Annotated in this window: 25 protein-coding genes; 9 read left to right on the forward strand and 16 right to left on the reverse strand. The window is 72.2% G+C overall.

The window, feature by feature from the left end; genetic code table 11:
• Positions 1–8: 8 nt before the first annotated feature.
• Genes OG230_RS02880 through OG230_RS02930 form a run of 11 tightly spaced genes read right to left on the reverse strand, consistent with a single transcriptional unit; the run spans position 9 to position 10054 of the window.
• Positions 9–1025, reverse strand: a complete 1017-nt coding sequence (locus OG230_RS02880; protein WP_328908536.1) for an aromatic ring-hydroxylating dioxygenase subunit alpha — start codon at positions 1023–1025, stop codon at positions 9–11.
• Positions 1026–1027: 2 nt separating this feature from the next.
• A complete protein-coding gene (locus OG230_RS02885) occupies positions 1028–1252 on the reverse strand; it encodes a recombinase-like helix-turn-helix domain-containing protein (protein ID WP_443051480.1) in 225 nt (74 codons plus the stop codon).
• A gap of 32 nt (positions 1253–1284) precedes the next feature.
• Positions 1285–2223 carry a PDR/VanB family oxidoreductase gene (locus tag OG230_RS02890; RefSeq protein ID WP_328908537.1) on the reverse strand — a complete coding sequence of 313 codons (939 nt, stop codon included), beginning with the start codon at positions 2221–2223 and terminating at the stop codon, positions 1285–1287.
• Positions 2224–2263: 40 nt separating this feature from the next.
• Positions 2264–3892, reverse strand: a complete 1629-nt coding sequence (locus OG230_RS02895; protein WP_328908538.1) for a thiamine pyrophosphate-binding protein — start codon at positions 3890–3892, stop codon at positions 2264–2266.
• A 9-nt stretch (positions 3893–3901) separates the two neighbouring features.
• Positions 3902–4690 carry an SDR family oxidoreductase gene (locus OG230_RS02900; RefSeq protein ID WP_328908539.1) on the reverse strand — a complete coding sequence of 263 codons (789 nt, stop codon included), beginning with the start codon at positions 4688–4690 and terminating at the stop codon, positions 3902–3904.
• Between the two features lie 19 nt (positions 4691–4709).
• Positions 4710–5465: an SDR family oxidoreductase gene (locus tag OG230_RS02905; RefSeq protein WP_328908540.1), complete on the reverse strand. Its 756-nt coding sequence runs from the start codon at positions 5463–5465 to the stop codon at positions 4710–4712.
• Positions 5458–5979 carry a cupin domain-containing protein gene (locus tag OG230_RS02910; protein ID WP_328908541.1) on the reverse strand — a complete coding sequence of 174 codons (522 nt, stop codon included), beginning with the start codon at positions 5977–5979 and terminating at the stop codon, positions 5458–5460. Before OG230_RS02910 ends, OG230_RS02905 begins: the two co-directional genes overlap by 8 nt.
• Positions 5980–5989: 10 nt before the next feature.
• A complete protein-coding gene (locus OG230_RS02915) occupies positions 5990–6781 on the reverse strand; it encodes an alpha/beta fold hydrolase (protein ID WP_328908542.1) in 792 nt (263 codons plus the stop codon).
• Positions 6778–7575 (reverse strand): aspartate dehydrogenase domain-containing protein, encoded by a 798-nt coding sequence (locus tag OG230_RS02920; RefSeq protein WP_328908543.1) that lies wholly within the window; start codon positions 7573–7575, stop codon positions 6778–6780. The genes OG230_RS02915 and OG230_RS02920 overlap by 4 nt, the downstream gene beginning before the upstream one ends.
• Positions 7572–8516: a VOC family protein gene (locus OG230_RS02925; protein ID WP_328908544.1), complete on the reverse strand. Its 945-nt coding sequence runs from the start codon at positions 8514–8516 to the stop codon at positions 7572–7574. Before OG230_RS02925 ends, OG230_RS02920 begins: the two co-directional genes overlap by 4 nt.
• Before the next feature lie 53 nt (positions 8517–8569).
• Positions 8570–10054 carry an aldehyde dehydrogenase gene (locus OG230_RS02930; RefSeq protein WP_328908545.1) on the reverse strand — a complete coding sequence of 495 codons (1485 nt, stop codon included), beginning with the start codon at positions 10052–10054 and terminating at the stop codon, positions 8570–8572.
• A 294-nt stretch (positions 10055–10348) separates the two neighbouring features.
• On the opposite strand from OG230_RS02930, the gene OG230_RS02935 reads away from it, so the two are divergent.
• Positions 10349–11719 (forward strand): MFS transporter, encoded by a 1371-nt coding sequence (locus OG230_RS02935; RefSeq protein WP_328908546.1) that lies wholly within the window; start codon positions 10349–10351, stop codon positions 11717–11719.
• A 48-nt stretch (positions 11720–11767) separates the two neighbouring features.
• Here the strand turns inward: OG230_RS02935 and OG230_RS02940 are convergent, their stop codons facing one another.
• Positions 11768–12949, reverse strand: a complete 1182-nt coding sequence (locus OG230_RS02940) for a TetR/AcrR family transcriptional regulator (RefSeq protein ID WP_328908547.1) — start codon at positions 12947–12949, stop codon at positions 11768–11770.
• A gap of 48 nt (positions 12950–12997) precedes the next feature.
• A complete protein-coding gene (locus tag OG230_RS02945; protein ID WP_328908548.1) occupies positions 12998–14092 on the reverse strand; it encodes an XdhC family protein in 1095 nt (364 codons plus the stop codon).
• A gap of 138 nt (positions 14093–14230) precedes the next feature.
• On the opposite strand from OG230_RS02945, the gene OG230_RS02950 reads away from it, so the two are divergent.
• The 7 genes from OG230_RS02950 (at position 14231) to OG230_RS02980 (ending at position 21079) form a co-directional block, all read left to right on the forward strand.
• On the forward strand, positions 14231–15103 hold the full coding sequence (locus OG230_RS02950) for an FAD binding domain-containing protein (protein ID WP_328908549.1): 873 nt from the start codon (positions 14231–14233) through the stop codon (positions 15101–15103).
• A complete protein-coding gene (locus OG230_RS02955) occupies positions 15100–15636 on the forward strand; it encodes a (2Fe-2S)-binding protein (protein ID WP_328908550.1) in 537 nt (178 codons plus the stop codon). The genes OG230_RS02950 and OG230_RS02955 overlap by 4 nt, the downstream gene beginning before the upstream one ends.
• Positions 15637–15641: 5 nt before the next feature.
• Entirely contained in the window at positions 15642–18026 is a 2385-nt protein-coding gene (locus tag OG230_RS02960) for a xanthine dehydrogenase family protein molybdopterin-binding subunit (protein ID WP_328908551.1), read from the forward strand.
• 54 nt (positions 18027–18080) lie between these two features.
• Positions 18081–18710, forward strand: coding sequence for an SRPBCC family protein (locus tag OG230_RS02965; RefSeq protein WP_328908552.1), 630 nt, complete (start codon positions 18081–18083; stop codon positions 18708–18710).
• Positions 18711–18804: 94 nt separating this feature from the next.
• The gene (locus tag OG230_RS02970) at positions 18805–19338 is read left to right on the forward strand and encodes a MarR family winged helix-turn-helix transcriptional regulator (RefSeq protein WP_328911277.1); all 534 of its coding nucleotides are present in this window, start codon (positions 18805–18807) and stop codon (positions 19336–19338) included.
• A 120-nt stretch (positions 19339–19458) separates the two neighbouring features.
• On the forward strand, positions 19459–19821 hold the full coding sequence (locus tag OG230_RS02975) for a hypothetical protein (RefSeq protein WP_328908553.1): 363 nt from the start codon (positions 19459–19461) through the stop codon (positions 19819–19821).
• A 133-nt stretch (positions 19822–19954) separates the two neighbouring features.
• Positions 19955–21079, forward strand: a complete 1125-nt coding sequence (locus OG230_RS02980) for a PucR family transcriptional regulator (protein ID WP_328908554.1) — start codon at positions 19955–19957, stop codon at positions 21077–21079.
• Positions 21080–21128: 49 nt separating this feature from the next.
• On the opposite strand, the gene OG230_RS02985 is transcribed toward OG230_RS02980, so the two are convergent.
• The 3 genes from OG230_RS02985 to OG230_RS02995 all read right to left on the reverse strand — a co-directional run bounded on the left by OG230_RS02985 (position 21129) and on the right by OG230_RS02995 (position 24191).
• Complete coding sequence (locus OG230_RS02985; protein WP_328908555.1) at positions 21129–22538, reverse strand: carboxylesterase/lipase family protein; 1410 nt, start codon at positions 22536–22538, stop codon at positions 21129–21131.
• A gap of 83 nt (positions 22539–22621) precedes the next feature.
• On the reverse strand, positions 22622–23476 hold the full coding sequence (locus OG230_RS02990; protein ID WP_328908556.1) for an alpha/beta hydrolase family protein: 855 nt from the start codon (positions 23474–23476) through the stop codon (positions 22622–22624).
• 166 nt (positions 23477–23642) lie between these two features.
• Entirely contained in the window at positions 23643–24191 is a 549-nt protein-coding gene (locus OG230_RS02995; protein WP_328908557.1) for an FABP family protein, read from the reverse strand.
• Positions 24192–24460: 269 nt separating this feature from the next.
• Between OG230_RS02995 and OG230_RS03000 the strand changes: the two genes are divergently transcribed.
• On the forward strand, positions 24461–25867 hold the full coding sequence (locus OG230_RS03000; RefSeq protein ID WP_443051481.1) for a lipase family protein: 1407 nt from the start codon (positions 24461–24463) through the stop codon (positions 25865–25867).
• The last annotated feature ends 20 nt before the right edge of the window (positions 25868–25887 follow it).

A 25887-nucleotide genomic window follows, 5' to 3' on the forward strand; every position in this document is an offset into this window, starting at 1 on the left:
GGCGGGTCTCAGGAGACCGCCGAGGACTGGGCCTCGGCGCCCGCGCGGTAGAGACGGCGCAGGCGCACCACGCCCAGGTCGTGCTGGTAGAGGTTCTCCCGCTGGTCGGCGTCGGCGGGCATGGCCTCCAGCATCACGCGGTCCTGCTCCAGGACGTCCCAGTGGCGCTTCTCGATCAGGGTCTTGTACAGGAAGCGCCACGTGTCCCGCTGCCAGTCCTGGACGCGGCGGTAGCGCCAGAAGAAGACACCGCTGCGCCGCTCGTCCACCGGACAGACCATGCCCACGATGCCGAACGGCCCGCCGGGGCCCGCCGACGGCGGATACGGGATGGAGAGGTCGACCCAGTCCACACCGGTGCGGCAGAGTTCGACCCAGTCGAAGTTGACGCCGCGCTGGTCGGTCTTCTCGAAGAAGTAGCCGCGCCCCGTCTCCCGGATGCGGAACTTCGCCGTGGTGTCCCCGTCGAACATCGTGTGCGAGTCGTGGTGGAGGAACGCGCCGTGCATCGGGTCGAGGAGGTTCTCCACGGCGTAGCGCCACGGTGTGTCCCACTCGGCGTAGCACAGGAACGCCTCCACCTCGGGGTCCGTCAGCGGCTCGGGGAGCGTCAGCTCGGCGGGCTCGGGGTGCTCCTCGTCCCCGAAGTACGCGAGGATCGCGCCGGCGACCTCGCGTACCGGCAGCGAGGTGACCAGCTTCTTGCCCTCCAGGCTGCAGCCCGGCAGCCCGGGGACGGAGGAGACCGTTCCGTCGGGCTCGACCTCGACTCCGTGGTACCAGCAGGCGACGCGGTCGCCGAGGTGTTTGCCGAGCGAGAGCGGCGCGCCGCGGTGCGGGCAGCGGTCGGCGAGCATGGACAGGGCTCCGTCGGAGCGACGGAAGAGCAGCCACTGCTCGCCGAGGGCGGTCACCTTGCGCATCGCGCCGGGGGCCACGAAGTGCGAGGGGACGACCGGGTGCCACTGATTGCGCAGCCCGGTGGCGTAGATGTGTTCGGCGGTGGCGGAGGACGACAGCGTCATGGTCAGGCTCCCAGTCGGTTCATCTCGGCGCGGAAGGATTCCTCGGTCCACGGGGCGCCGTCGGCGGCGTGGACCTGACGGCTATTCAGTCCGCGTACCACGTCGGCCAGTTCGTGCCCCTCGTGGGTGAAGACCTCTTCGAGCGTGGCGGCGAGCTTGTACGCGTACGGGGTCGGCTCGTGCGTACGGGACTGGTGGACGTCCAGGTAGGGCCAGGTGTCGTTCACGGTGATGTCTCCTGGGAGTGCGGTCGAGGGGGTCACAGGTCGAGGACGAGCCGGCTGCGGGAGGCGCACCGCGAGACGCAGATCATCATCGTGGCGCCTGCCGCGCGCTCGGCGTCGCTGAGCAGGAAGTCGCGGTGGTCGGGGGTGCCGTCGAGGACCCGCGTCTCGCAGGAGCCGCAGATCCCATCGCGGCACGAGCTCTCCACGGTGAGCCCGGCGCCTTCCGCCGCGTCGAGGATGGAGGTGCCGGCGCCGACGGTGAGCGTCACTCCGGAGGACCGGAACTCGACCTCGAACTCCTCGTCCTCGCCGGTGCGTTCCACCACGGGTGCGGCGAACCGTTCCAGACGCAGACGGTCTCCCGAGCAGCGCTCCTCGACGGCGGTGAGCAGCGGTTCGGGGCCGCAGGAGTACACCAGCGTGCCGGGGGGCAGCGCGCCGAGCTCGGCGGCGAGGTCGATGTGGCCCTGCTCGTCCTGCGGGACGAACGTGACGTCGCCGCCGAGTGCGGCGAGTTCCGCGGTGAATGCCATGGAGGCGCGGCTCCTGCCGCCGTACACCATCCGCCAGGTGTCCCCCCGGCGGTCCGCCTCGCGGGCCATGGCCAGCAGCGGGGTGATCCCGATGCCGCCTGCGACGAAGACGTAGCCGTCGGCGTCCTCCAACGCGAAGTGGTTGCGCGGTTCGGAGACGGTGACCTGCTGCCCGGGTCGCAGCTGGGTGTGCACGTACCGTGAACCGCCGCGCGAGGCGGGCTCGTTGAGCACGCCGATGCGGTAGACGTCGCCGGTGCGCGGGTCGCCGCACAGGCTGTACTGGCGGATCTGGCCGCCGACTTGGACGTCGAGGTGCGCGCCGGGGGTCCAGGCGGGCAGGGGTTTGCCCTCGGGATGAACCAGCTCGACGGACAGGACGCCCTCGGCCTCCCAGGTCATACGACGGACGGTCAGCCGCAGCGAGTGCTCGCTCATGGCCTCTTGCCTCCTTACCGGCAGTACGGGCGGGGCCGGGCTACTGGCCCGGGATCCTCACGGGCGGGGTGAACGGGGTCTTCATCGGGCCGAGTGCGCCGAGATCCACCTCGACGAGCGTCGGCCCGTCCGAGGCGAGGGCCTCGGAGAGCACCGGGCCTGCGTGCTCCTCGGCGAAGATGCGGGCGTAGGGCAGCCCGCATGCCTGCGCGAGAAGTCCGAAGTCCGGGGTGACGAGATCGACTCCGGAGCGGCGCTCGCTGTAGCGGTCCTGCATGTTGCGCAGGACGCCGTATCCGCCGTCGTTGAAGACGATCAGGGTCAGCCGGGGCCGCTCCTGGGCGAGTGTGAGGAGCTCGCCGAGGTGGACGGCGAGTCCGCCGTCCCCGGCGATGACCACGGTGGGCGCGCCGGGCCTGGCGAGCGCCGCGCCGATGCCCATGCCGAGCCCCTGCCCGATGCCGCCGCCGCGCGGGAAGATGTTGTCCCGGGGGTCGTACATCTCCAGCAGCCGGTTGCCCCAGCTGCTGGACGGGATGGTGACGTCGCGTGCCACGACGGCCTCGCGCGGCAGGGCGGCGCGGATGGCGTCGCAGATCGCGGCCTGCGGGCCGATGCCCGCGTGCAGGACCGCCCGGACCTCGGTGCGTACGGCGGCGACGCGGTCCGTCCAGCCGGTCTCCGCGGTTCCGGCGTACGGCAGCAGGCCGCCCAGGGTGCCGGCCGCGTCGCCGTGCAGGGTGTGGGTGGCCGGGTAGACCCGGGCCAGCGCGGCGGCGTCGACGTCGATCTGGATGTGCGCGCCGGGGAGCTCCAGCGTGTAGTCGGCGGTCTCGTTGGAGCGGAAGTGCGTGCCGATGGTGAGCAGGACGTCCGCGTCGGCGAGGAGGGCGCGCGCCGCGGGGGTGGTGGCGAAGTTGCCGACGACCTGCTCGTGGTCCTCGGGCACGACGCCGCGCCCGGAGTTCGAGGTGAGAAGCCCCGCTCCGGTGGCCTCCAGGAGGCGGGTGAGCTCGTCGCGGGCGGTCGCCGCGCCGCCGCCGGCCCAGATCAGCGGACGGCGCGCCGAGGCCAGGAGGGCCCCGGCGGCTGCCAGTTCGTCCGCCGTGGGGGCCGGTGCCGTGGCGGGGGGCGAGGCCCCGGCGGGCTCGTCGGTCTGGGGGGCGTACTGGAGGTCGATCGGCCATTCCACGCTGGCGGGGCCGCCGGGTGCGGCGAGCGCCGACCGGGCCGCCTCGCGCAGGATCCGGCCCGCCTGCATGGCGTCCGGGACGCTTGCCGCGTAGGCGGAGACCGCGGTGAGCATGCCGAGCTGGTCCTTGGTCTCGTGGATGAACCCCCGTCCGCTGCCCAGGAATTCGCTCTCCACCTGCCCGGTGACGTGCAGCACGGAGCTGCCCGCGCTGAGCGCCTCGATCAGCGAGCCGGCCGCGTTGCCCGCGCCGGTACCGGTGGAGGTCAGGGCGCAGCCGAGGGTGCCGCGGGCCCGGCCGTAGGCGTCGGCGGCGTTCACCGCGGATGCCTCGTGCCGGACGGGGACGAACCGCAGCTCACGGTCGACGGCCTCGACGAGCGGCAGGTTGTGCACGCTGACGATGCCGAAGACGGTGTCGATGCCGAGTTCGCGCAGGACGGCGACGAGGAGATCGCCTCCGTTGTCGTGTCGCATGGTGTCTCCTCAGAGGATGGAGCGGCCGACGCCGCCGCAGACGTCGATGCTGGTGCCGGTGATGTAGGAGGCGCGGGGTGAGAGGAGGGCGAGGACGGCGTACGCGACCTCTTCGGCGCGGCCGAGGCGGCCGAGCGCGATGCCCCGGTCGGCGGCGAGTTCGGACTGCCATTCCTCGTACGTCGTACCGGAGTCGGCGGCGGCGTACCGCCGGGTCCACTGGCCGGTGTCGACGAGTCCGAGGCAGACGGAGTTGACCCGGATACCATCGGCGGCCAGTTCGATGGACAGGGACTTGGAGAGGTTGAGGATGCCCGCGCGGGCGGCGCTCGTGGTGATCAGCCGGGTCTCGGGCTGTTTGGCGAGGACCGCGTTGATGTTGACGACACTGGCCGCGCCGGAGGCGGCGAGGTGGGGGCGCGCCGCCTGGAGGGGGTTCAGCACCCCGGCGAACTTGAGCTCCAGTTCGTCGCGCCAGTCCTCGGCGGTGGAGTCGTCGAGCCCCTTCATGCGTGACTGGCCCGCGTTGTTGACGAGTCCGTCGACGGAGCCGAACGTCTCGGCGGTACGGCGGACGAAGGCGCGTACGGCGTCGGCGTCGCGTACGTCGCAGACGTCGGTCAGCAGGCGGTCGCGGCCGGCGCCGAGGCCGGCTGCCGCCTTTGCGAGGCGGCCGGCGTCACGACCGCAGGTCGCGACGCGCGCTCCCTCGTCCAGCAGGGCGCGGACCGTGGCCAGGCCGACGCCCGAGCTGCCGCCGGTGACCAGGATGGTGCGGTCGGCGAGGCCCAGATCCATAACTCGTGTCTCCTGGGGTTCAGTTCATGGTGAAGCCGCCGTTGACGGCGATCACCTGTCCGGTCAGATAGCGGGATTCCTCGGCCAGCAGAAAGGAGACGATTCCGGTGAGGTCGTCCGGCTGCTGGGGGCGGGAGATGGCCCGGTTCAAGCGGTAGAGGTCGTGGCGTTCGGCGGGCACCGTCTCGGTCGCCTCGCACTCGGTGAGTCCGGGGGCGACCGCGTTCACGGTGATCCCCTTGTCGCCGAGCTCGCGCGCCATGGCCCGGGTGAGGGCGATGACCGCCCCCTTGGAGGCGATGTAGTGGGCGAGGCGCGGGGAGCCGTACAGGGCGGCGTCCGAGGCGATGTTGACGATCCGGCCGGGTGCCGCGAAGAGCGGGTACAGGGCCTTCGAGACCAGCCAGGGGCTGCGGGCGTTGACCGCCATCAGCCGGTCCCACACCTCGACGTCGAGGTCCTGGAACTCCTTGCCGCCGACGCCGTTGGCGAGGGCCGCGTTGTTGACCAGGCCGTACAGCGGTCCCAGTTCACGCACGGTGGCCGCCAGGGCGTCCACCGAAGCGGGGTCGGCGACGTCGCAGCGTACGAAGTGGGCGTCGATGCCCTCCGCGCACAGTTCCGCCGCGGCGCGCTCCCCCCGTTCCCGCTCCAGTTCGGCGACGACGACCCGGAAGCCGTCGGTGCCTGCCCGGCGGGCCATGGCCAGTCCGAGGCCACGGCCCGCACCGGTGACGACGACGGTGCGTACGTCGGCCGGGGGCTGGTCAGCCACGGGTGACGCCGTGCATCGGCGAGTATTCGGGGTAGGTCGGGACCTGCGGCTTCTGCGTCCCGATGACGACGCAGAACAGGGCGTCGGTGTCGCCCTCGTTCTTGAGGGAGCGGGTCACTCCGGCCGGGACGACGATCATGTCGCGGTAGCCCAGGGTGCGGAACTCGACCTCGTCGGGGCCGCGGTGGATGCCGACCTTGACCTCGCCCTCCAGCACGAAGAAGGCTTCCTCGACGTCGTGGTGGGTGTGGGCCGGGCCCTCGGCGCCGGGCGGCAGCAGCATGTTGGAGAAGGTGAACCCGCCGGACGAGAGGATGCGGCTGTCGCTCTCGTGGTTGCCGGTGGCGCCCGAACCGACGTACCGGATCTGGCCGCGGCGGAACTGCGCGCCGGCCTTCTCCTGGAAGGAGAGCGTGTCGAAGTCGGCCACCCGCGACGCCTTGGTCGCGATGAGGGAGTCGGTGTACGCGGACAGGTCGTCGCCGTTGTCGTACGCGGTGGTGGTCAGAGGCATGGCAGAGCTCCTACTCGGGGATGGAGGCGGTGATGCGGAGGTGGGAGAGGATCCAGGCGTTGACGTGCCCGGGCTGCTCCTGATTGGCCAGGTGACCGGCGTCCTTGACGATCACGTAGGCGGTCTTGTGGATGGCCCCGGCGATGGCCTGGCTCGCCTCGATGCCGGTGACCCGGTCCTGTTCGCCGCAGAGCACGAGGGTGGGCGCGGCGATCGAGGAGAGTTCGGGACGCAGGTCGGCGCAGGCCATGGACTCGGCGGCGTACGCGTAACCAGGCAGCCGTACCGACGCGGCCATGTTCTCCACGACGGTGCGCACCAGGTGGTCCGGTGCGTCCGGTGAGACCAGGCGGGGGCCTCGGGCTTCGGCGAAGGCGCGCGGGCCGAGCTCGGCCAGATCGGTGGCGCGGGCCCGCATGCCCCGCGCCTTCTCCTCGTCCGTGCCCGAGCCGGGGCTGGAGTCGGCGACGATCAGCGAGGCGACGAGCTCCGGGTGCCTGGTGGCGAGCCGCAGCGCGATCACCCCGCCCCAGGAGACGCCGAGGACGTGCGCGGTCGTGGCACGCTCGCGGATGAGGGCGGCTGCCGCGTCCGCGAAGTCGTCGAGGGTGAGCGGCTCCTGGGGGTCGGCCGACTTGGCGTATCCCGGCGCGTCCCAGGCCACGACCCTTACGTACGAGGAGAGTTCGGCGAGCTGCGGGGCGAAGGCGGCCGAGGAGGAGCCGATGCCGTGGAGGCACAGCAGCAGGGGGCCCCGGTCACCGGCCTCCTCGACGTGGATCGAGGTGTCGGCGCCGCTCACAGGATCTGCCCGGTCCGGCCGGCGAGCGCGGCGAGGCTGCGCAGGACGGCGTACGGCACCACCTGGCTGGTGGCGGGGTTGCCCGGATCGGGCAGGTGGGCGACCTCGAAGCGGTACGAACCGTACGCACCGGACGCCTCGATCACATGCCGGGTGTGGTGCGCCGCCGGGTCGGCGACGACCTGGACCCGCACAGCGTCCAGGTCGCCGACGGCCAGCGCGACCGACGCGGCCACGTTGGTGGACTTGGGGAAACTCACCGGGACGTCGCGCGCGGTGCCGGACATGACCTCGACCGGACCGGTGGCCGTCCGCATGCGATGCAGCAACTCCTCTCCCATCCACGGCTGTTCGAGGGTGGAGGGGAGTTTGGTGGTGGTCAGCCGGACCTCGGTCAGCGGCCCGAGCGAGCGGACCGCCTGGAGCAGGTCGAGACCGCCGACCGCGCCGCCGGTGAAGTACACCCGGCCAGGCCCGGCGGCGAGCAGCCGCTTGGCGAGTTCGTCGTCGGTCAGCGCGCCGGTGGAGGCGATCAGCAGATCGGTGCCGGACTCCAGCACCCGCGTGCCCCATTCCCGTACGACGCCCTGGCCTGCCGCCTCCACGATCAGGTCGCAGGCGTCCAGGGCTTCCTCGAAGGAGACCTGCCGGGCGGGCGCCGCCTCGCCGAGGGGACGGTTGTCGACGACGCAGACCAGCTCCGCGCCCTGCACCCGTCCTTCGACGAGTGCGGTACCGACCACCCGGCCGATGGCGCCCCAGCCGACGACGCCTACTTTGCGTACGGTGCTCATGCGCCGACCTCCTGGATGTCGAGGGGAGCGAGCGGGCCGGGGTCCGGCGCGCCCGCCATGTGGCAGCGGATCTCCTTCGACGGCGGCCCCGCCGTCCCCCACAGGTCCGAGAGGTCCGGCACCCGACGCCACACACGGGCGATCCAGGCGTCCTCGACGATCTGGGCGACCTCGGAGGTGTACTCGCAGACCAGCCCGGAGGGGTCGGTGAAGTAGGAGAAGGTGTTGTTGCCCGGGCCGTGCCGGCCGGGGCCCCACTGGGGGGTGATGCCGTGGTGGCGCAGCCGTCCCAGGCCCCGCATGAAGTGGTCGACCGAGGTCATCTCGTACGCCACGTGGTTCAGCGAGGTCCACTCGGCCTGGTTGAAGGCGATGCAGTGGTGGTCGGCGTTGCAGCGCAGGAACGCCATCTGGTGTTCGGACCAGTCGGACACCCGGAGCCCGAGCACGTCGCAGTAGAAGGCGACGGCGGCGTCGATGTCGGTGGTGTTGAGCACGGCGTGCGTCACCCCGACCGGGACCGCACCGTCCCGGCCGCGCGGGACGACCGCCTCGACCTGGGCGCTGATCTCGATGAGACGGCCCTCGGGGTCGGTGAACCGCAGCCCGTAGCCGCCGCCCGCCTGCTCCAGCGGACCGGGGCCGGCGACGGGGACGACGGAGCGTGCTTCGAGGCGCCGCGCCGCTTCGTCGACCTCGGCGGGGGTGCCGACGGCGAAGGCGATCCGGCCGAGACCGACCCGGTCGCGTTCGGTGAGGTGGAGGACGTGGTGCTCGTCGCCCGTGCCGCGCAGCCAGCGGGCGCCGGTGTCGGACTCGACGGTCTCCAGACCCCAGACCTCTTCGTAGAAGTCGGCGGTCTCGGTGAAGGCCGGGGTGTGCAGCTCGACGTAGCGCAGTGAGCGGAGCCGGGCGATCGGACCGGGGGGTGCTTGGTGCATCGGTCTCTCCAGACGGGCGGACGTGCGGGTGTACGAGGGGGCGGGCGTGCGGGTCAGCCGGCCCAGGGAAGCGGGTGGGAGGAGGTGCCCCAGTACAGGGACTTCTGGCGCTGGTAGGCGCGGATCGCGTCGCGGCCCTTCTCCGTGCCGAGGCCGCTGTCCTTCCAGCCGCTGAAGGGGGTGGCGGCGCTGAACTGCTTGTACGTGTTGATCCAGACGGTCCCCGCCTCGATCCGGCGGGCGAGACGCCACGCGGCCCGCAGGTCCTGGGTCCAGATTCCGCAGGCCAGGCCGTAGACGGAGTCGTTGGCCTGGCGGACCAGGTCGTCCTCGTCGTCGTAGGGCAGGGCGACCAGGACCGGGCCGAAAATCTCCTCCTGGCAGGTCTTGGAAGTGTTCGCGAGCCCGTCGAGGACCGTCGGCAGGTAGTACGCGCCGTCCGTGTACCGCTCGCCCTCGGGGGCCGATCCTCCGCACAGCACCCTGGCTCCTTCGGAGCGTGCGAGGTCCACGTAGGCGGCGACGGAGTCGCGGTGGCGGTGGTGCACCAGGGGGCCGACCTGGGTGGCGGGGTCCGTGCCGGGTCCGACGCGCAGCGCGGCCACGCGTGCGACGAGTTCGCCGACGAAGGAGTCGTAGATCTCGCGTGCCACGAAGAGCCGGGAGCCGGCGATGCAGGACTGGCCGCTGGACGAGAAGATCCCGAACATGACGCCTGCCAGGGCCTGTTCGACGTCCGCGTCGGCGCGCACGATCGTGGGCGACTTGCCGCCGAGCTCCAGGGACGCGGGGACCAGCTTGTGGGCGGCGGCCCCGGCGATGGAGCGCCCCGTCTCCGTACCGCCGGTGAATCCGATGCGGGCGACGAGCGGGTGGCGCACGATGGCCTCGCCGACCACCCGGCCGCTCCCCGGCAGCACCGACAGCAGGGCGGTCGGCAGACGGAACTCGTCGAGGGCCCGGGTGATCAGCCGGCCGAGGGCCAGCGAGACGAGGGGGGTCCAGGCCGCGGGCTTGAGCAGGACGGCGTTGCCCGCGGCGAGGGCGGGGGCGATCTTCTGGGCGTCGCTGGCCACGGGCGAGTTCCAGGGGTTGATCGCGCCGACGACGCCGATCGGTTCGTGGACGCTCATGGTGACGTACGGGCCGCGGGAGGGTGTGAGCGCGTCCTCCGCCGTCTCCAGGGCGGCGCCCATGTAGCGGAAGGTGCCTGCCGCGCTGAGCGCGAGGGCCCTGGTCTCGGCGAGGGTCTTGCCGGTGTCGGCGGTCTGCAGCGCGGAGAGCTCGTCGGCGGCCTCCTCGATCAGGTCGGCGATGCGGTGGAGCAGCCGGGAGCGTTCGTGGGCGAGCAGGTCGCGCCAGGCGGGGTCCGCCACCGCCTTGGCCGCGGCTTCAGCGGCTTCGGCGACATCCTCGGCGGAGGCCGCGTGGAGGGTGGCGAGCAGGTGCCCGGTCGCCGGGTCGACCGTGTCGAGGGGATCGCCCGCGCCACGTCGCCACTGGCCCGCTATCAGGATGTCGGTGGGGAACTGCAGCACGGGTGGACCTCCGGGCGAGGCGGCGGGATGGGAACGGGCCCCGGCTGCGGCGCACTCGGGGCGCTGCCGACAACCGGAACTGCCGAAGTGCTAGGAATCTAAGCGCTTAACTATCTCGACACAAGCCCCCCGGTCGAAATCGTTGCCTGTGACCCCTTGAGCTGAGCACCCACCGGCACGGACGATGGGCGTCGAGTTGCCGGAATCAAGGTTTCTAATCGCTTAACCATTGACCGCTTAGATAACTGACCCTACTGTCTCCGCAACTCCACTGCCCGCGGAAGGACCCCCTCCATGACGACTGTGGCCGGCAAGCCAGCACTCGGCTCCATAGCCGCGAGACTTGAACGACTGCCGCACTCCCGCTGGCACATCAAGGTCAGGTTCCTGATCGGCGCCGTCACGTTCTTCGAGGCGTTCGACCAGTTGCTGGCCGCCTCCGCACTGCCCGTCCTGATGAAGGAATGGAACCTGTCCACCGGACAGGCCACCTTCGCGGTCACCTCCGCCTCCATCGGCATGCTGCTCGGCGCCCTGGTCGCCGGCTGGCTGGGCGACCGGATCGGCCGGGTGCGTACGGTCGCCCTGGGGGTCGCGGTCACCGGACTGGCCAGCCTCGCCGTGGCCTTCTCCGGCAGCATCGAGACCTTCTCGATGTTCCGGTTCGTCCAGGGACTGGGCATCGGCGGTGTCGTGCCCGTGGCGGCCACGTACATCAACGAGATCGCCCGCTCCGACAAACGGGGCCGGTTCGTCCTGCTCTACGAGATGATCTTCCCGGCCGGGCTCGCCGCGGCGACCCTGCTCGCCGTGTGGGTGGTACCCAACTTCGGCTGGCGCGCCATGTTCGTCGTCGGCACCATCCCCGTCCTCATCGCCGCGCTGCTCCCCCGCCACGTGGAGGAGTCCCCGCGCTGGCTGCTGGCCCGAGGGCGTACGGCGGAGGCGGAAGCGGCGATCGCCCGCATCGAGGCGGAGGTCGCCCGCGCCACCTCCGAGGAGCTCCCCGCACCCGCCCCCGCGTCGGACGCCCCCGAGGAGACGCCCCAGGGCCGCCTCGCCGACCTGTTCCGGGGCCGCTACCTGCGCCGCACGGCGGTGCTGTCGGGTCTGTGGTTCGTCGCGTACTACGTCAACCACGGCATCTCCACCTGGCTGCCGTCGCTCTACACCAAGCAGTTCGACCTGGACCTCACCACGGCGCTCGTGTACACGCTGCTCAGCAATGTCACCGGCCTGCTCGGCACCTTCGTCGTGGCCATGCTGGTCGACCGCATAGGCCGCAGGCCCGCGCTGATCGGGGCGCTCGTAGGCACCGTGCTCTCCCTGGGCGTGCTGGCGCTGGCCGGGGCGACCTCGGGCGGTCAGGTCGCGCTCTTCGCGTCCTGCACGACCTTCTTCCTGTACGCGATCAACGCCGGGCTGTACCTGTACTCCCCCGAGCTCTACCCGACGCACAACCGCGCCAAGGGCGCGGCGTTCGGCGGGCTGTGGAACCGGATCGGCGTGATCCTCGGCCCGGTGACCGTCGGAGCGATCATCGGGGCGGGCGGCAGCCTCACGCTGGTGTTCGCGCAGCTCGCCGCGATGGCCGCGGTGGGTGCCGTGATCGCCTGGTTCGCCGTGGAGACCAAGGGCAAGACCCTGGAGGAGCTCAACTCCTGACGTGACGGACCGGGTTGCTCGATCGGGGCCGGTGTACCAGGGCGGAGATCACCGCTCCGGGACACCGGCCCCGAGCGTGTGCCCGAGGGCACCCAGCAGTCCCGGGAGCCTGCGCCGGTCTCCGGGCGCCAGCCCCGCCAGCAGCTCGCGCTCCTGGTCCGAGCGCGCGGCGTGCACCCGGCGGGCCAGTTCCAGGCCCTCGGGCGTGAGGCAGAGCCGGACGACCCGCCGGTCCCCGGCGTCGCGCTCGCGCCGGATCAGGCCCGCGGCCTCCAGCCGGTCCGCGTGCTGGGTGAGACCGCCCGCCCGGACCGTACCGGCGTCCGCCACCTCTCCCATGGTGAGCCGGTAGGGCTCCCCCGCGTCACGGAGTGCGGCGATGACCTCGTACGCGGAGGGGCTGATGCCGTAGGCGCGCACGGTCCGGCCGATGAGCGCCTGGTAGCGCAGGGCGCACTCGTTCAGGACGGCGAAGAGCGAGGCTGCGGAGTCGTCCGGGACGGGGTGCGGGGCGGCGTCCGCGCCCGGAGCCGGCCGCACGGTCTCCTCCTCCCCCGGGCCCGTCCGCACCGAAGGGTCGCCGAAGGCGGTGGCCAGCACGTCCGCCAGGGCGGGAGCGAACTCCTCCGTCGGGACGGAGGCCGCCGGTTCGTGCGCGAAGACGTAGCGCTCCATGATCACGCCGAACAGCACACTGCGGATCATCGCGGTGCGTACGTCCGCCCCCGCCGAGTCGCCGAGCAGCCGCGCCAGGGGCTCGCCGACCTGCTTCTCCAGGATGCCGCGCAGCAGCTCGGCGCTCGGCGGGTGGCTGACGGCCGAGCGGATCAGCGCCGGCCAGGGGTCGTCCGACGGCAGCCGGTCCCACCGGTCGAGGTAGGCACCCGCGAGGGCGGCGGGCAGATCACCGGCCGTGCCGACGGCGAGCACGTCGTGGGTGACGCCCGTCCCGCCCGCGACCGCCTCGCGGAACAGCCCGTCCTTCGTACCGAAGTAGGCCATCACCAGGCCGGGGGTCACCCCGGCCTCGGCCGCGATGGCGCGGACACCGACGCCCTGGTACCCGTGCGCCCCGAACAGCCGCCGGGCGGCGTCGAGCACGGCGCGGCGGTTGCCCTCCGGGTCGTGCGAGCCGGGGCGGCGCTGGGCGCTCGCCGAGGGTCCGGTGTCGCCCCCGGCGGGTGCGGCGTGCGGGGCTGCGTGTGGGCGGCTCTTGTCTTCTGGTTCCACACAGGTCAGATTAAACGAGTGTTCAGAAAAACAGTCGTTCAAAATCAATCACGTACGGTGCACGGACCCGGTCAGTCCGGCGAGGGGCAGTCCGCTGCCGCCGCGCCGTGCGGCGATGATGCCCGCCATGATCGACAGGGCGGTCTCCTCCGCTCCCCGGCCGCCGAGATCCAGCCCGATCGGCGAGTCGAGCCGCGCGATCTCCCTCTCGCTCGCCCCCGCTTCCCGCAGTCGCACGAGCCGGTCCGCATGGGTACGACGGCTGCCCATCGCCCCCACGTAACCGGCCCGGCTGCGCAGCGCGAGCGCGAGGACGGGGACGTCGAAGCGGTCGTCGTGGGTCAGCACGCACACCGCCGTCGCCGCGTCGACCCGGCCCTCGTGGGCGCGGAACCAGCGGTCGGGCCGGTCGGTGACGACCTCGTCGGCGCCCGGGAACCGCTCGGCCACCGCGAACGCGGGCCGGGCGTCGCACACCGTCACCCGGTGCCCGAGCACGGCCCCGATGCCCGCCAACGGGCGGGCGAACTCCGCCGCGCCGAAGATCAGCAACTGCGGACGGGGCGCGAAGGACTGCACCAGCAGGCGCTGCCCCGGCGCGCATTCCGCTCCGCCGCCGTCCACGTTTCCGCTGGTCACCAGCCCGCTGACGGCCCGGCCCAGCATGCCTTCGGCGGCCAGGGCCGCCGCCCGGTCCCTCTCCGGAGCTCCCAGCGTTCCGGTCACCTTCCCGCCGCCGACCGCCAGCCCCCCGCCGCCGTCGACGGGGGTGACCAGGGCCACCGGTACGCCGGCCGCGAGACCGGCCGCGATCCTGCCGAGGGGCACGTCCGGGCCGACCTCGCGGATCAGCACCTCGATCGTGCCGCCACAGGTCAGGCCGGCCGCGAAGGCGTCGCCGTCCGCGACTCCCCAGCTCTCGACCGTCGGCGCGGCGCCCGCGAGCACCTCCTCCGCGATGGCGCAGACGGCGGCCTCCACGCAGCCGCCGGACACACTGCCGACGATCCGTCCGCCCTCGGACACGAGCATGGACGCACCGGGGCCGTGCGGCGCGGAGCCCCAGGTGCGTACGACGGTCGCCATGGCGAAGCGGACTCCGGAGGACTGCCAGGCCGCTGCCTGGTCGATGACATGACGCACGTCGCTCACCTCGAACGGGGAAATCTCCGGCTGCCTCTTGCCAGAAGAAACTTTAGGGTAAATCATTTTAGGTACTAGATAGATCTGCACGTGTCGATTGCCACGGCGCGACGACCAGAGAGGTCCGGTGTCAGCAGGTTGAAACCCACATCGTTCGACTACATCGCCCCCCGCACCCTCGGCGAGGCGGTCGCCCTCCTCGCCGACGAGGAACGGGACGCCAAGGTCGTGGCGGGCGGCCAGTCGCTGATCCCCATGCTGAACATGCGTCTCGCCAGGCCCGGGCTGCTCGTGGACATCACGCGCATACCCGAACTCGGCGGTATCCACGTCGACGGAACGGGCAGCCTCCGCGTCGGAGCGGCGGTACGCCAGGCCCGGGCCGCCGCCGACACCGCCGTACGGGACGGCTGGCCGCTGCTGGCCGCAGCCGTCGAGCACATCGGACACCCGCAGATACGCAACCGGGGCACCGTCTGCGGCAGCCTCGCCCACCACGACCCGGCCGCCGAACTGCCCGCCGCCGCACTGGCGCTGGACGCCCGGTTCGTGATCACCGGCCCCCGTGGCACCCGCACCGTCGACGCCGCGGACTTCTTCGTCGCCACCTTCTCCACCGCGGTGGAGGCGGACGAACTGCTGACCGAGGTCGTGTTCCCGCCCCGCCCGGCCGGCCACGGCTGGGCCTTCGAGGAACTGACCCGCAGGCACGGCGACTTCGCCACCGTCGGGGTGGCCGTCCTGCTGGAACGGGACACCGCCACGGACACCGTGCGCGAGGCCCGCGTCGTGTTCAGCGGCGCCGCCCCCGTCCCCGTACGCCTGCCGTCCGCCGAGGCCGCGCTGGTGGGCAGCGACGCCGGCGAGCAGGCCCTCGCCGCGGCGGCCGGTGCCGCCCGGGCCGGGCTCACGCCCTCCGACGACATCCACGCCGACGCCGAGTACCGGCGCGAAGGCGCCGCCCACCTCCTTGTCCGCGCCTGCACCACCGCCTGGGAGCGCTGCCGATGACCCCCTCCGTCCCCACTCCGCTGACCGCCCGCACGCCGCCCCTCACCGAGCCCTCCGCCTGGCACGAGATCGCCCTCACCGTGAACGGGCGGGCGGTCACCGCGCAGGTCGAGTCCCGCCTGCTGCTCAGCGACTTCCTGCGCGACCGCCTGGGGCTGACCGGCACCCACGTCGGCTGTGAGCACGGTGTCTGCGGTGCCTGCACCGCCCTCGTCGACGACGAGCCGGTGCGCACCTGTCTCACCCTGGCCGTGCAGTGCGCGGGCACCGAGATCCGCACCGTCGAGGGCCTCACCACGGACGACGCCCCCCTGACCTCCGTACAGCGCGCCTTCCACGAGTGCCACGGAATGCAGTGCGGCTTCTGCACCCCCGGGTTCCTGATGACGACGACCGCGCTGACCGAGAGGCCCGACCGCCCGGACGAGGCGCAGGTCGCCGACGCCCTGAGCGGGCACCTGTGCCGGTGCACCGGCTACCGCAACATCCGCCGTGCCGTGTGCCAGGCACTCGACGAGCGCTTCGGGAAGTGACCCGCATGTCCCACGATTCCGACCCGCACCGGCACGGCGGCGGCCTGATCGGCCGCTCCGTCCCCCGCGTCGAGGACGACCGGCTGCTGCGTGGCCAGGGCAGGTACGTCGACGACATCGCCCTGCCCGGCGGCGTCGAGGCCGCCTTCCTGCGCAGTCCGCACGCCCACGCCCGTATCGAATCCGTCGACGTACGGGCCGCCCTGGCCGCTCCGGGGGTCGTCGCGGTGTGGACCGGCGAGGACGTGGCGGACCTTCCCGCGATGCTCAACAAGGAAGAACTCCGCACCCCGCCGGGGCTCGCCGAACTCCTCGACCCGGTGGTCCGGATGACCCCGATGCCGCTCCTCGCCCGCGAGAAGGTCCTGTACGTCGGACAGCCCGTCGCCGTCGTCTTCGCCGAGAACCGCTACCTCGCCGAGGACGCCCTGGAGCTCGTCGAGGTGGGCTACGCCCCGCTGCCGGTGCTCGTCGACCCCGAGACCTCCCTGTCCCCCGAAGCCCCGCTGCTGCACGAGCACCTGCCCGACAACACCGCGGTCGCGGTCGCGGCCCGGGTGGGCGACCCGGACGCGGCGTTCGCCGGCGCGCACGCGGTCGTGAGCGAACGGTTCGACGCCCACCGGTACGTGGCCTCCCCGATCGAGACCCGGGCCATCTCCGCCCAGGTGGATCCGTACAGCGGCCGGCTCACCGTGTGGGCGGGCACCCAGACCCCCCACCGGCTGCGGGACGCGATCGCCCACACCCTCGGTCTGGCGCCCGCCTCGGTGCACGTCATCGCCGCGGACGTCGGCGGCGGCTTCGGCCAGAAGGGCATCCTCTACGTCGAGGAGCTGCTGGTCCCCCACGCCGCCCGCCGGCTCGGCCGCCCCGTGCTGTGGCGCGAGGACCGCAACGAGAACCTCACCGCGTCCTCGCACGCCAGGGAGCAGATCCACCACATCGAGCTGGCCGCGGACGCCGAAGGGCACATCCTCGCCGTGCGCGACCGGATCACGGTGAACTTCGGCGCCTACAACATGACCGGTCTCGTGGTGCCGTACAACTCGCTCTGCCATCTGCTCGGCCCCTACCGCGTCCCCCACGTGGACATCGACGTGACCGGCGTACTCACCAACACCACGTTCGCCACGCCATACCGGGGAGCGGGCCGCCCGGAGACGGTGTTCGCCATGGAACGGGCGATGGACCGGCTCGCCGTCGAACTCGGCATCGCGCCCGAGGAGTTGAGGGCCCGCAATCTCGTCGGCCCCGACGAGATGCCGTATGCGACGGGGCTGGTGGACCGCTCCGGCAGTCCCCAGTCCTACGACTCCGGGGACTTCCCCGAGCTGCTGCGCCGCGCGGTTGCCAAGGCGGACGTCGAGGCGATCCGCGCGCGGCAGCGCGAGGGCGCACGCGACGGCAGGCACGTCGGCGTCGGATTCGCCATGTACATCGAGGCCACCGGGCTCGGTCCGTTCGAGACCGCGCGGATCGACCTCGCCCCCGACGGCCGGGTGCGGCTCGCCATCGGCGCGCCCTCCCAGGGCCAGGGGCACCGCACGTCCATGGCGCAGATCGCCGCCGACGCCCTCGGGGTGCCGCTCGGGATCATCGAGGTGACGGGCGGCGACACCGAGGCCACCCCGTTCGGTGTGGGCACCATCGCGAGCCGCGCGCTGGTCAACGCTGGCAACGCGACGCACCGGGCCGGCCGGCTGGTGCGCGAGAAGATCATCGAAGCGGCGGCGCGCCGGCTCGGCGTCACGGCGGACCGTCTCGACCTCAGCGACGGCGTCGTGGCGGCGAAGGAGCCCGGCGGTCCGTCGATCGGGCTGGCCGAACTGGCCGGACGGGCACCGCTGCCCGGCGTCCCCGAACCCACGGACGGACGCCACGGCACCGAGATCAGCGAGACCGTGCACTTCCGGCCGCCGGGGTTCGCGGTCGCGAGCGGGGCGCACGCGGCCGTCGTCGAGGTCGACGAACACACCGGCGAGGTCGAGATCCTGCACTACGTCGTCGTCCACGACGCGGGGAACATCGTCAACCCGATGATCGCGGAGGGCCAGGTCACCGGCGGCATCGCCCAGGGGATCGGCGGCGCCCTCTACGAGGAGATGGTCTACGGCCCCGACGGCCAGCCCCGCACCGGCACGTACATGGACTATCTGGTGCCCACGTCCTCGGAGATTCCCGACCTCGACATGGACGAGATCTTCACTCCGAGCCCCATGAACGACCTCGGCGTCAAGGGCCTCGGCGAGGGCGGCGCGATCGCCCCGCAGGCGGTGCTGGCCGGCGCCGTCGAGGACGCACTGCGCCCCTTCGGTGTCGTCGTACGCCGGGGACCGCTCTCACCGAGCCGCGTGAGGGAGCTGATCCGTACGGCCGACCGCCCCTGAGCCCGACCCGACGCGGCCGGTCCCGACCGGCCGCTCCCCTCGATTGGACACCGCATGCAGCTCGATCACTCCTTCACCGTCCCGGCGGCACCCGATGACGCCTGGAAGCTCTTCCTCGACCTCGGCCGGGTCGCCCCCTGTATGCCCGGCGCCGTGCTGGACACCCTCGACGACGACGCGTTCACCGGGCGCGTCAAGGTCAAGGTCGGTGCCGTGCAGATGAGTTACCGGGGCGAGGGCACCGTCACCCGCGACGAGGCCGCCCGCTCGATGCACCTCGACCTGAGCGGCAGCGAGACCCGCGGTGCGGGCACCGTGTCGGCCACGGTCACCGCGACGCTGGTCACCGACCCGGCCGGCACCCGGGTGCGGGTCCGTACGGACCTCGACATCACCGGCCGGCCGGCGCAGTTCGGCCGCGGGATCATGACCGAGGTCGGCGACCGCATCGTCCAGCAGTTCGCCAACCGCCTCGAAGAGCTGCTGCGGGACACCGGACACGGCTCCGGCTCCACGGCGCCGACGGGTACGGGCACCCCGGGGGCCCTCCTGCCCGAGCCCGAGGCCGTGGACCTCGGGGCGGCGGCGCTGCCCGTCCTGCTCAGGAAGGCTGCCGCACCCGTGGCGGCGGTGCTGGTCGCCGTCGTGCTGATCCGGACGCTGCGGCGGCGTTCGCGCGGGTGAGGAGGGGTCGCACCGCCCCTCTCCGGCCCTGCCCCGTCCCCTCAGCAGTAAGATTCTCAGTGCCGTGAGAATCTGACGGATGCCGTACGAGGGGATGGGCATGGCTGCATCGAGGCCGGTGGACCGGGACGCCGTCGCGAGCGTGATCGAGGACTGGGCGCGCGAACGGCCGGAGCTGGACACCAGCCCGCTGGAGGTCCTCGCCCGGCTGCACCGCTCCTTCCTGCGCTACAGCACCAGGCTCACCACATCGATCGACCGTCACGGCCTGTCCGTGGCGGGCTTCGACGTCCTGACCGCACTGCGGCGTTCGGGAGCTCCGTACCGGCTCACCGCCGGGCAGCTCGCCGACTCCGGACTGGTCTCCTCGGCCGGAGTGACGCTGCGGATCGACCGTCTGGAGAAGGACGGTCTCATCGTGCGCGAACGCGACGCCGACGACCGCAGGGTCGTCTACTCGCGTCTCACCGACAAGGGTCTCGCGACGGTGGACACCGTCTTCGCCGAGCATCTCGACAACGAACGCCGGATGCTCGGCGGCCTGTCCCCGTCCGAACGCCGCCAGCTCGCACGGCTCCTGCGCAAGCTGGAGGAGTCGATCGTCGACTCCGACGAGGAACCGGCCTGATCGGAACGAAAGGCCCCGGTTCGCACCTCATTGCCGGAAGCCTCCCCTCCGCCGAAAGATCGTTCATATGATCCTTCTCGGCTCCCTCGTGACGCGGGGGAACGACAGGAGGAGGGGACCATGTCGAACATTTCCAGACGATCGCTGCTCGGATATTCGGGGACGGCGGCAGCGGGCGCGGTGTTCGCGTCCGCCGGAACGGCCTCGGCCGACGGCACGGAGTCGGAGGGGTCGAGCGCGGCACAGTCGACCGCGGTGGAGTTCTCGCCGGGGAGCAAGTTCGAGGCCAACGCGAGCATGGCCGAGTCCGATCTCATGATGGAGATGTCGTTCAGCGTGCGGGTGGACTGGCCCAACGGCTATCCCTCGGCGCAGGACATCACTCCCCTGGAGGTCGCCAACGCGCTGTCCGCGATCGCCGAGTCGAAGGGCTGGCCGCCGCTCACGTTCTACGGCCCGCAGCCCCCTGCTCCGCTGAACTGACGTCACCACGAGGACGGCCGGGGGGCGCGTCCGATCACGGGCGAGCTCTCCCGGCCGCTCCGCCCCGAACGCCGGGCGAGTCCGCCACCGGCCGATCATTGACGGCAGGGCCGGGCGGTGTGACGATTCGCCGATGCCCGACCTTCACTCCCGGATGGCCTCCCGGGGCAGCGCCCTCACCGCGGCGGTGGTCGCGCGTTGCGCGGCGGAGGTTCCGTTCTACGGGGAGCTGCCGCGCCGGACGCTGGAGGGCGAGGTCACGCGATCGATCGCGGCCGTGCACGCCCTGCTGCTCCGGGCGCTGCGGGAGGGCGGCGAGATGGGCCCGGGTGATCTGACCCGGCTCATCGAGTGGTCCGCGCGCCGGGCCGAGGAACGGGTGCCGCTGGAGGCGGTCACCGCCGCCTATCTCATCGGCGCCGAAGCCTGGTGGCAGGTGCTGACCGAGACGGCGGAGCCCGAGGAACTGGCCGGGGCGGGCTCGAAGCTGCTCGCCTGTCTGCACGCGGCGATGCCCGCGGTGGTGCTCGCCCACCTGAATGTCCAGGAGGACCTCCACAGCGAGGACAAGCGGGTGCGAAGGGCTCTGCTGACCGCGCTCCTGGAAGGCCGGCCGTACGAGGAACTGGCGGGGGCCGCGCGGGTCACGGTGGCCGGCGCGCACGAGGTGGTGGTCCTGGCCTTCGAGTCGAATCCGCCGGCCAGACTGGTGCAGTCGTCGCTCGACGCCCACGCGGGCATCCCCGTGCTGATGGACCACGTCGCCGGGATCGCCCTGTGGCCGGCCGGCTCCGATCTGCCCGGACTGCTGGACGGACTCGCCCGGGAGACGGCGCAGCGCGTGTTCGCCGCCGCCGCTCCGGCCGACGAACCTGCGGCCGTCCCGGAAGCGGCTGCGGAGGCCGGACGCGTACTGGAACTCGTCCGGCGCCTGGACCGCCCGCCCGGCCTCTACCGCCTCGACGACGTACTGCTGGAGTACCAGCTCGCCCGTCCCGGCGAGCCGCTGAAGCGGCTGGCCGGGAAGCTCGGCCCGCTGGACCCGCATCCGTATCTCCTGGAGACACTGCGCGTGTTCGTCGACCGGGGCCACAACCGCCGCCAGAGCGCACTGGAGTTGTGCATCCACCGCAACACGCTGGACTACCGGCTGCAACGGGTGAGCACCCTGACCGGTCTGGATCTCGCGGTCCCCGCGGAGGCGCGGCTGCTCCAGGCGGCGCTGGTCGCCAGGGAGCTGGTCCGGACCGCGCCCTAGGGAGTGTCCGCAAAGTACCGTCGGCGGGACGAGACTTCGCGGACACGACCTAGGGTCTTTCGAGCCACATGCGCATCTCCTCCTCCCGGGGCGCGAGCGTCACACCCGAGCCGGGGTGGTCGAAGACCATGACCGGCAGGTGCGAGCCCCACGCCGACCAGCCGGGGTCTCCCGAGGCGGCGAAGGCGACCCAGGCCCGGTGCATGGTGTCGGCCAGCGGCTGAGGAGCGTCGGGACCGGTCAGCGACTCGCCGTGGCGGAGGTTGTCGAAGACGAAGCCGATCTCCAGCGCATGGCAGGCGCCGAGCCCGAGGACGGGCGAGCCCCAGGCGAACTCGTAGACGTACGTCCGGGCCGGCCGGGAATCGGCCAGCCGGTTGAGCGGGGCCCGCAGCAGCAGGTCGGTGGCCATCTCGCCGAGGATCACCCCGGGTCGGGCTCCGGGCCGGGTGGACCGGTACAGCCGGGCCACCCGGCCCGGTATCCGGAACTTCAGCAGGGCCAGACGCAGCGTGAGCGCGCTGACGCGGTCCACCGCCCCGGTCGGTACGAACCACAGGCGGTACTCCTCCCGGTTGCACCCGATCAACAGATCGACCTCCGGGAGCGGGGGGTCGGCGAGGACCACGTCGTCGTCGACCACGATGTGGAAGCCGGCTCCGCCGCTGATCGGATCGGCCTTGCCGACCACCGCGGCCTGGGCGTCCAGCAGCCGTTCCCGGTCCACCGCCGCGAAGGCTTCCGCCGTGGCCGGCACCCGCAGTGCCTTCGCCATCGAACGGACGATCTTCGCGCCCTCGGCGCGCGGCACCGTGTGCGGCGGGCCGCTCTGGAGGATCGCCCGGTGGAACAGACCGGCGGCCCGGGGGCTGGTCATCAGGGCCGCGATACTGATCGCTCCGGCCGACTCGCCGCACACCGTGACGTTCCGCGGGTCTCCCCCGAAGGCGGCGATGTTGTCACGGACCCAGGTCAGGGCCGCGATCTGGTCCAGCAGGCCGCGGTTGTCGGGTGCATCGGGGAACACCCCGAACCCTTCCGTTCCGAGGCGGTAGTTGACCGAGACGAGGACCACGCCGTCGCGGGCGAAGGCACCCCCGTCGTAGAGCGGAAAGCTTGCCGAGCCGTTGCGGAGCGAGCCGCCGTGGATCCAGACCATCACCGGGAGCGGCTCGTCGACGACCGCCGCGGTCCAGACGTTGAGGTTGAGGCAGCCGTCCCCGGGGATGTCGGATTCGGGAATCAGCTGGTCGAGAGGCGGCCGATAGGGGCGCTGGGGTGCGGTCGGCCCGTGCTGCACCGCGTCGCGCACGCCCTCCCAGGGTTCTACGGGGGCGGGCGCCCGGAAGCGGTGGGCGCCGAACGGCGGTGCGGCGTAAGGGATTCCGAGGAAGGTCGCGATCCCGTCCTCGACCCGGCCGCGGACCCTCCCTTGCCGGGTGGTCACCATGATGTCCATCTCGGTCCTTTCACGAAGTGCGGGGGCGAACCGCCCCTGGGCGCAGGAGCGTCCGGAGGCGGTTCGCGAGCGTGCGGCCGGGTCTACGGGGCGGGAATCCGGGCGGCCAGGTCGTTGCGGCGCACGTCGGACCAGGTGGTGGTGTCGACGCAGATGCCGCAGTCCGGGCCGAAGAACTCCGCGCCGGCCGTCCGGTCCCCCATGAGGTGCGCACGGAACCACGCGGTGGTCGGCGCGGCGAACGGTCCGGGGTCGCCGACGACCGTGAAGTGGTCGGCCCCGCGCAACTCGCCGTAGATGGCCGGGATGTGGTCGGCGGCGTCGTAGAACGCCTTGACGAGGAACGGGAAGACGATGCTGTCCTGCTGGCCGGCCAGCAGGAGGGCCGGGACGTGCACGTCGTTGATGTTGGCCAGCGGCCCCGGCTGGATCGGCAGGATGGTGTCCACGCGGGGGTCCGCGCCGACGACGATGGCAGCCGCCCCGCCCTGCGAGTGGCCCGAGGCGCCGATGTGTTCGAGGTCGACGCGGTCGTGGAAGATGCTGTTCGGGTCTGCGTTCCGGTGGGTCAGCAGGTCGATGCCGGCGCGCATGGAGATGCCGAGGTTGGACTGCGGCGTGTTGGCGGCGGCCACGACGAAGCCCTGGGAAGCCCAGTGGAGCAGCAGGTCCCGGTAGACGACGGGGAAGGCGAACGTGCCGTTGCCCCACACGATCACGGGGTGGCGGCGGTCGCTCTGCGCGATGTCGCGCGGGTAGTACAGGGTGGTCACCGCCCCGACCTCGACGGCGGTGGCGTAGGGGCCGGGGGCAGCGAAATCACTGCCGGCCGCGGTGTCGGCGGGGGTGGACGCCGAGGCGGCACCTCCACCGGCCGCGGCGGACAGCGCGAGGGTGAGCGCGACCAACGGGACGAGCAGTTTCCTTCTCCACAGCACGGCGACTCCAGGCGTCAAGGTGAACCGGAGGTTTCGTCCGGATCACATCTGCGTTTGATCGCACAGCCTGAAGCAAGGACCGACGGCCGTCTCTGCGCAATCGCGGCAATCACCGGCGGCCGGATTCGTGCAAGGTGCCGAGAGGCGTGCCGTCGACGCCCGTGACTCAGCTTCCGCCCGCGCGTCGCAGCCGCGCCGAGAGGTGATGCTGCAGAGGCTGACCGACCGCGGCGAGATCGTGTACGAAGTCGAGCGTGTCCTCGTCCGCCAGGGTGTAGCGGCGCCGGGTTGCCGCGACTTCCTTGGCGGTGGAGGTGCGGGCCACCTGCTCGGTGGCGAGATCGACCGAGCCGTCGCCCGCCCGGCCGGCCGAGATCTCCGCGATGCCGGTGGGCTGCGTGATCAGGGCCTCCACACGTCCGTCCGGCTGCAGGCGCCACCAGCCGCTCTCCCGGGCCGACGGGCGCAGCGGTGTACCGTCCGCGTCGAGCAGCCAGGCCCGCGCCTCGTAATGCAGGAAGGGCCGCCCGTCATGACTGAAGGTCACCTCCTGCGCGTACGCGAACTCCGCGTCGAGCGTGGGGTATCCGCCGCTTCCCCGGCCGGTCCAGGTGCCCAGCAGGCCGAGCACCGGCGCGAGCAGGGGATGCGGCGCGGGTGCTGCGTCCGCTCGGAGGGCGTCGGGGAACGGGTACTGCTGAACGGGGTCGGGCATGGGGTGCGCTCCTGGGTCGGTGCCGGTTCCGACTGGCAGCCTAGGGCCTCTCGTTTGGATCATGCCGGGCAAACGCAAGGCCCTAGCGGTGTCCGGAGCCACGGGCCGGACTTCACCCCGCCGACTCACCCGCCCCACGAGCCCGCGGACCCCTGTGCGGTTGGCCGGACCAATAGTTACCGGAGCGTAACTTACCGACGAGTTACCTTGGGTACGCGATCGTTGCTAGCTTGCGCTCATCTGCATCGGAGCAGAGCGAGGAGTGAGCTGTGAGCCGCAAGAGCACCCGTTCGCGTTCCCTTTCGACCACCCTTCCGGTGGTCTCCCCCCACCCCCGCCAGGCACCGGGCACCCTGCGCGTCCTGGCCGTCGCCGTGGCCGCCGCGGCCTGCGTGGGCACGTACGCCGTCCCGGCAGCCGCCGACGTCACGGGCTCGGAGCCCGTGGTGTCCAGGGGCGTGACCATCCCCACCTTCTACAACCCGCCCGCCGAACTGCCCTCGGCCAACGGCACGTTGATCCGGAGCGAGGCGCTTCCGCTCGGTCTGTCCATTCCCGGTCTTGACGGACGCCCGATGCCGGGCACGGCGACCCGGCTGATGTACAAGTCGACGGACTCGACGGGACAGCCGGTCGCGGTGACCGGTGCCTACATCGAGCCGTCGGCCGCCTGGAAGGGCGGCGGTCCGCGCCCGCTGGTGGCGCTGGCCTCGGGCACCGTGGGCCAGGGCGACCAGTGCGCGCCCTCCCTGTCGCTGCAGTACCCGCTGAACCTGACCGGCGAGACCATCTCGGTCGGCTACGAGGCCCTGGCGATCTACCGCCTGCTCTCCACCGGAGCCGCGGTGGTGGTCACCGACTACGTCGGTCTCGGCGCCACCGACCGGCTCCACACCTACGTCAACCGCGTCGACCAGGGCCACGCCCTGCTCGACGCGGCCCGCGCCGCACGCGCCGTACCGGGAGCGTCGGTCACCGCCGACGCGCGCGTCGGCCTGTACGGCTACAGCCAGGGCGGCGGAGCCAGCGCCTCGGCCGCCGAACTCCAGCCCACGTACGCACCCGACGTCAAGGTCGCAGGCACCTACGCCGGCGCGCCGCCCGCCGACCTGACCTCGGTGATGAAGGGCATCGACGGCAGCGCCCTGGCCGGCGCGCTGGCCTGGTCGGTGAACGGGTTCGCTCAGGCGGACCCCGATCTGCGCGAGGTCGTCGAGGCGAACATCAACGCCACCGGACGGGCCGCTCTCAAGGACGCCTCGACCATGTGTGTCGGCGACGTGCTCTTCGGCTACGGCTTCACGAAGAGCTCCAAGTGGACCACCAGCGGGGCCTCGCTCGGCGACGTCATCGCCGCGGAGCCCCGGGCACAGGCGGCGCTCGACAAGCAGCGCATCGGCAGGTCGAAGCCCGTGGGCCCGGTACGGGTGGCGACCGGCGTCCAGGACGACATCGTGCCGCACGACCAGGCCCGCCAACTCGCCGTGGACTGGTGCCGCAAGGGCGCCGCGGTCAGCTACGACGCCATCGAGCTGCCCAACCTCGGCGACAAGCTCCTCACCAACCACCTGGTGCCTCTCATCACCGACCAGGGCGAGGCGATCTCCTGGCTGACCGACCGGCTCGCGGGCAAGGCCACCGCCTCCAACTGCTGGACGATGCCTTTCCAGCGCTGATCCGCCACGGCACGCCGCGC

The sequence above is a fragment of the Streptomyces sp. NBC_00234 genome, assembly GCF_036195325.1.
GTDB lineage: Bacteria > Actinomycetota > Actinomycetes > Streptomycetales > Streptomycetaceae > Streptomyces.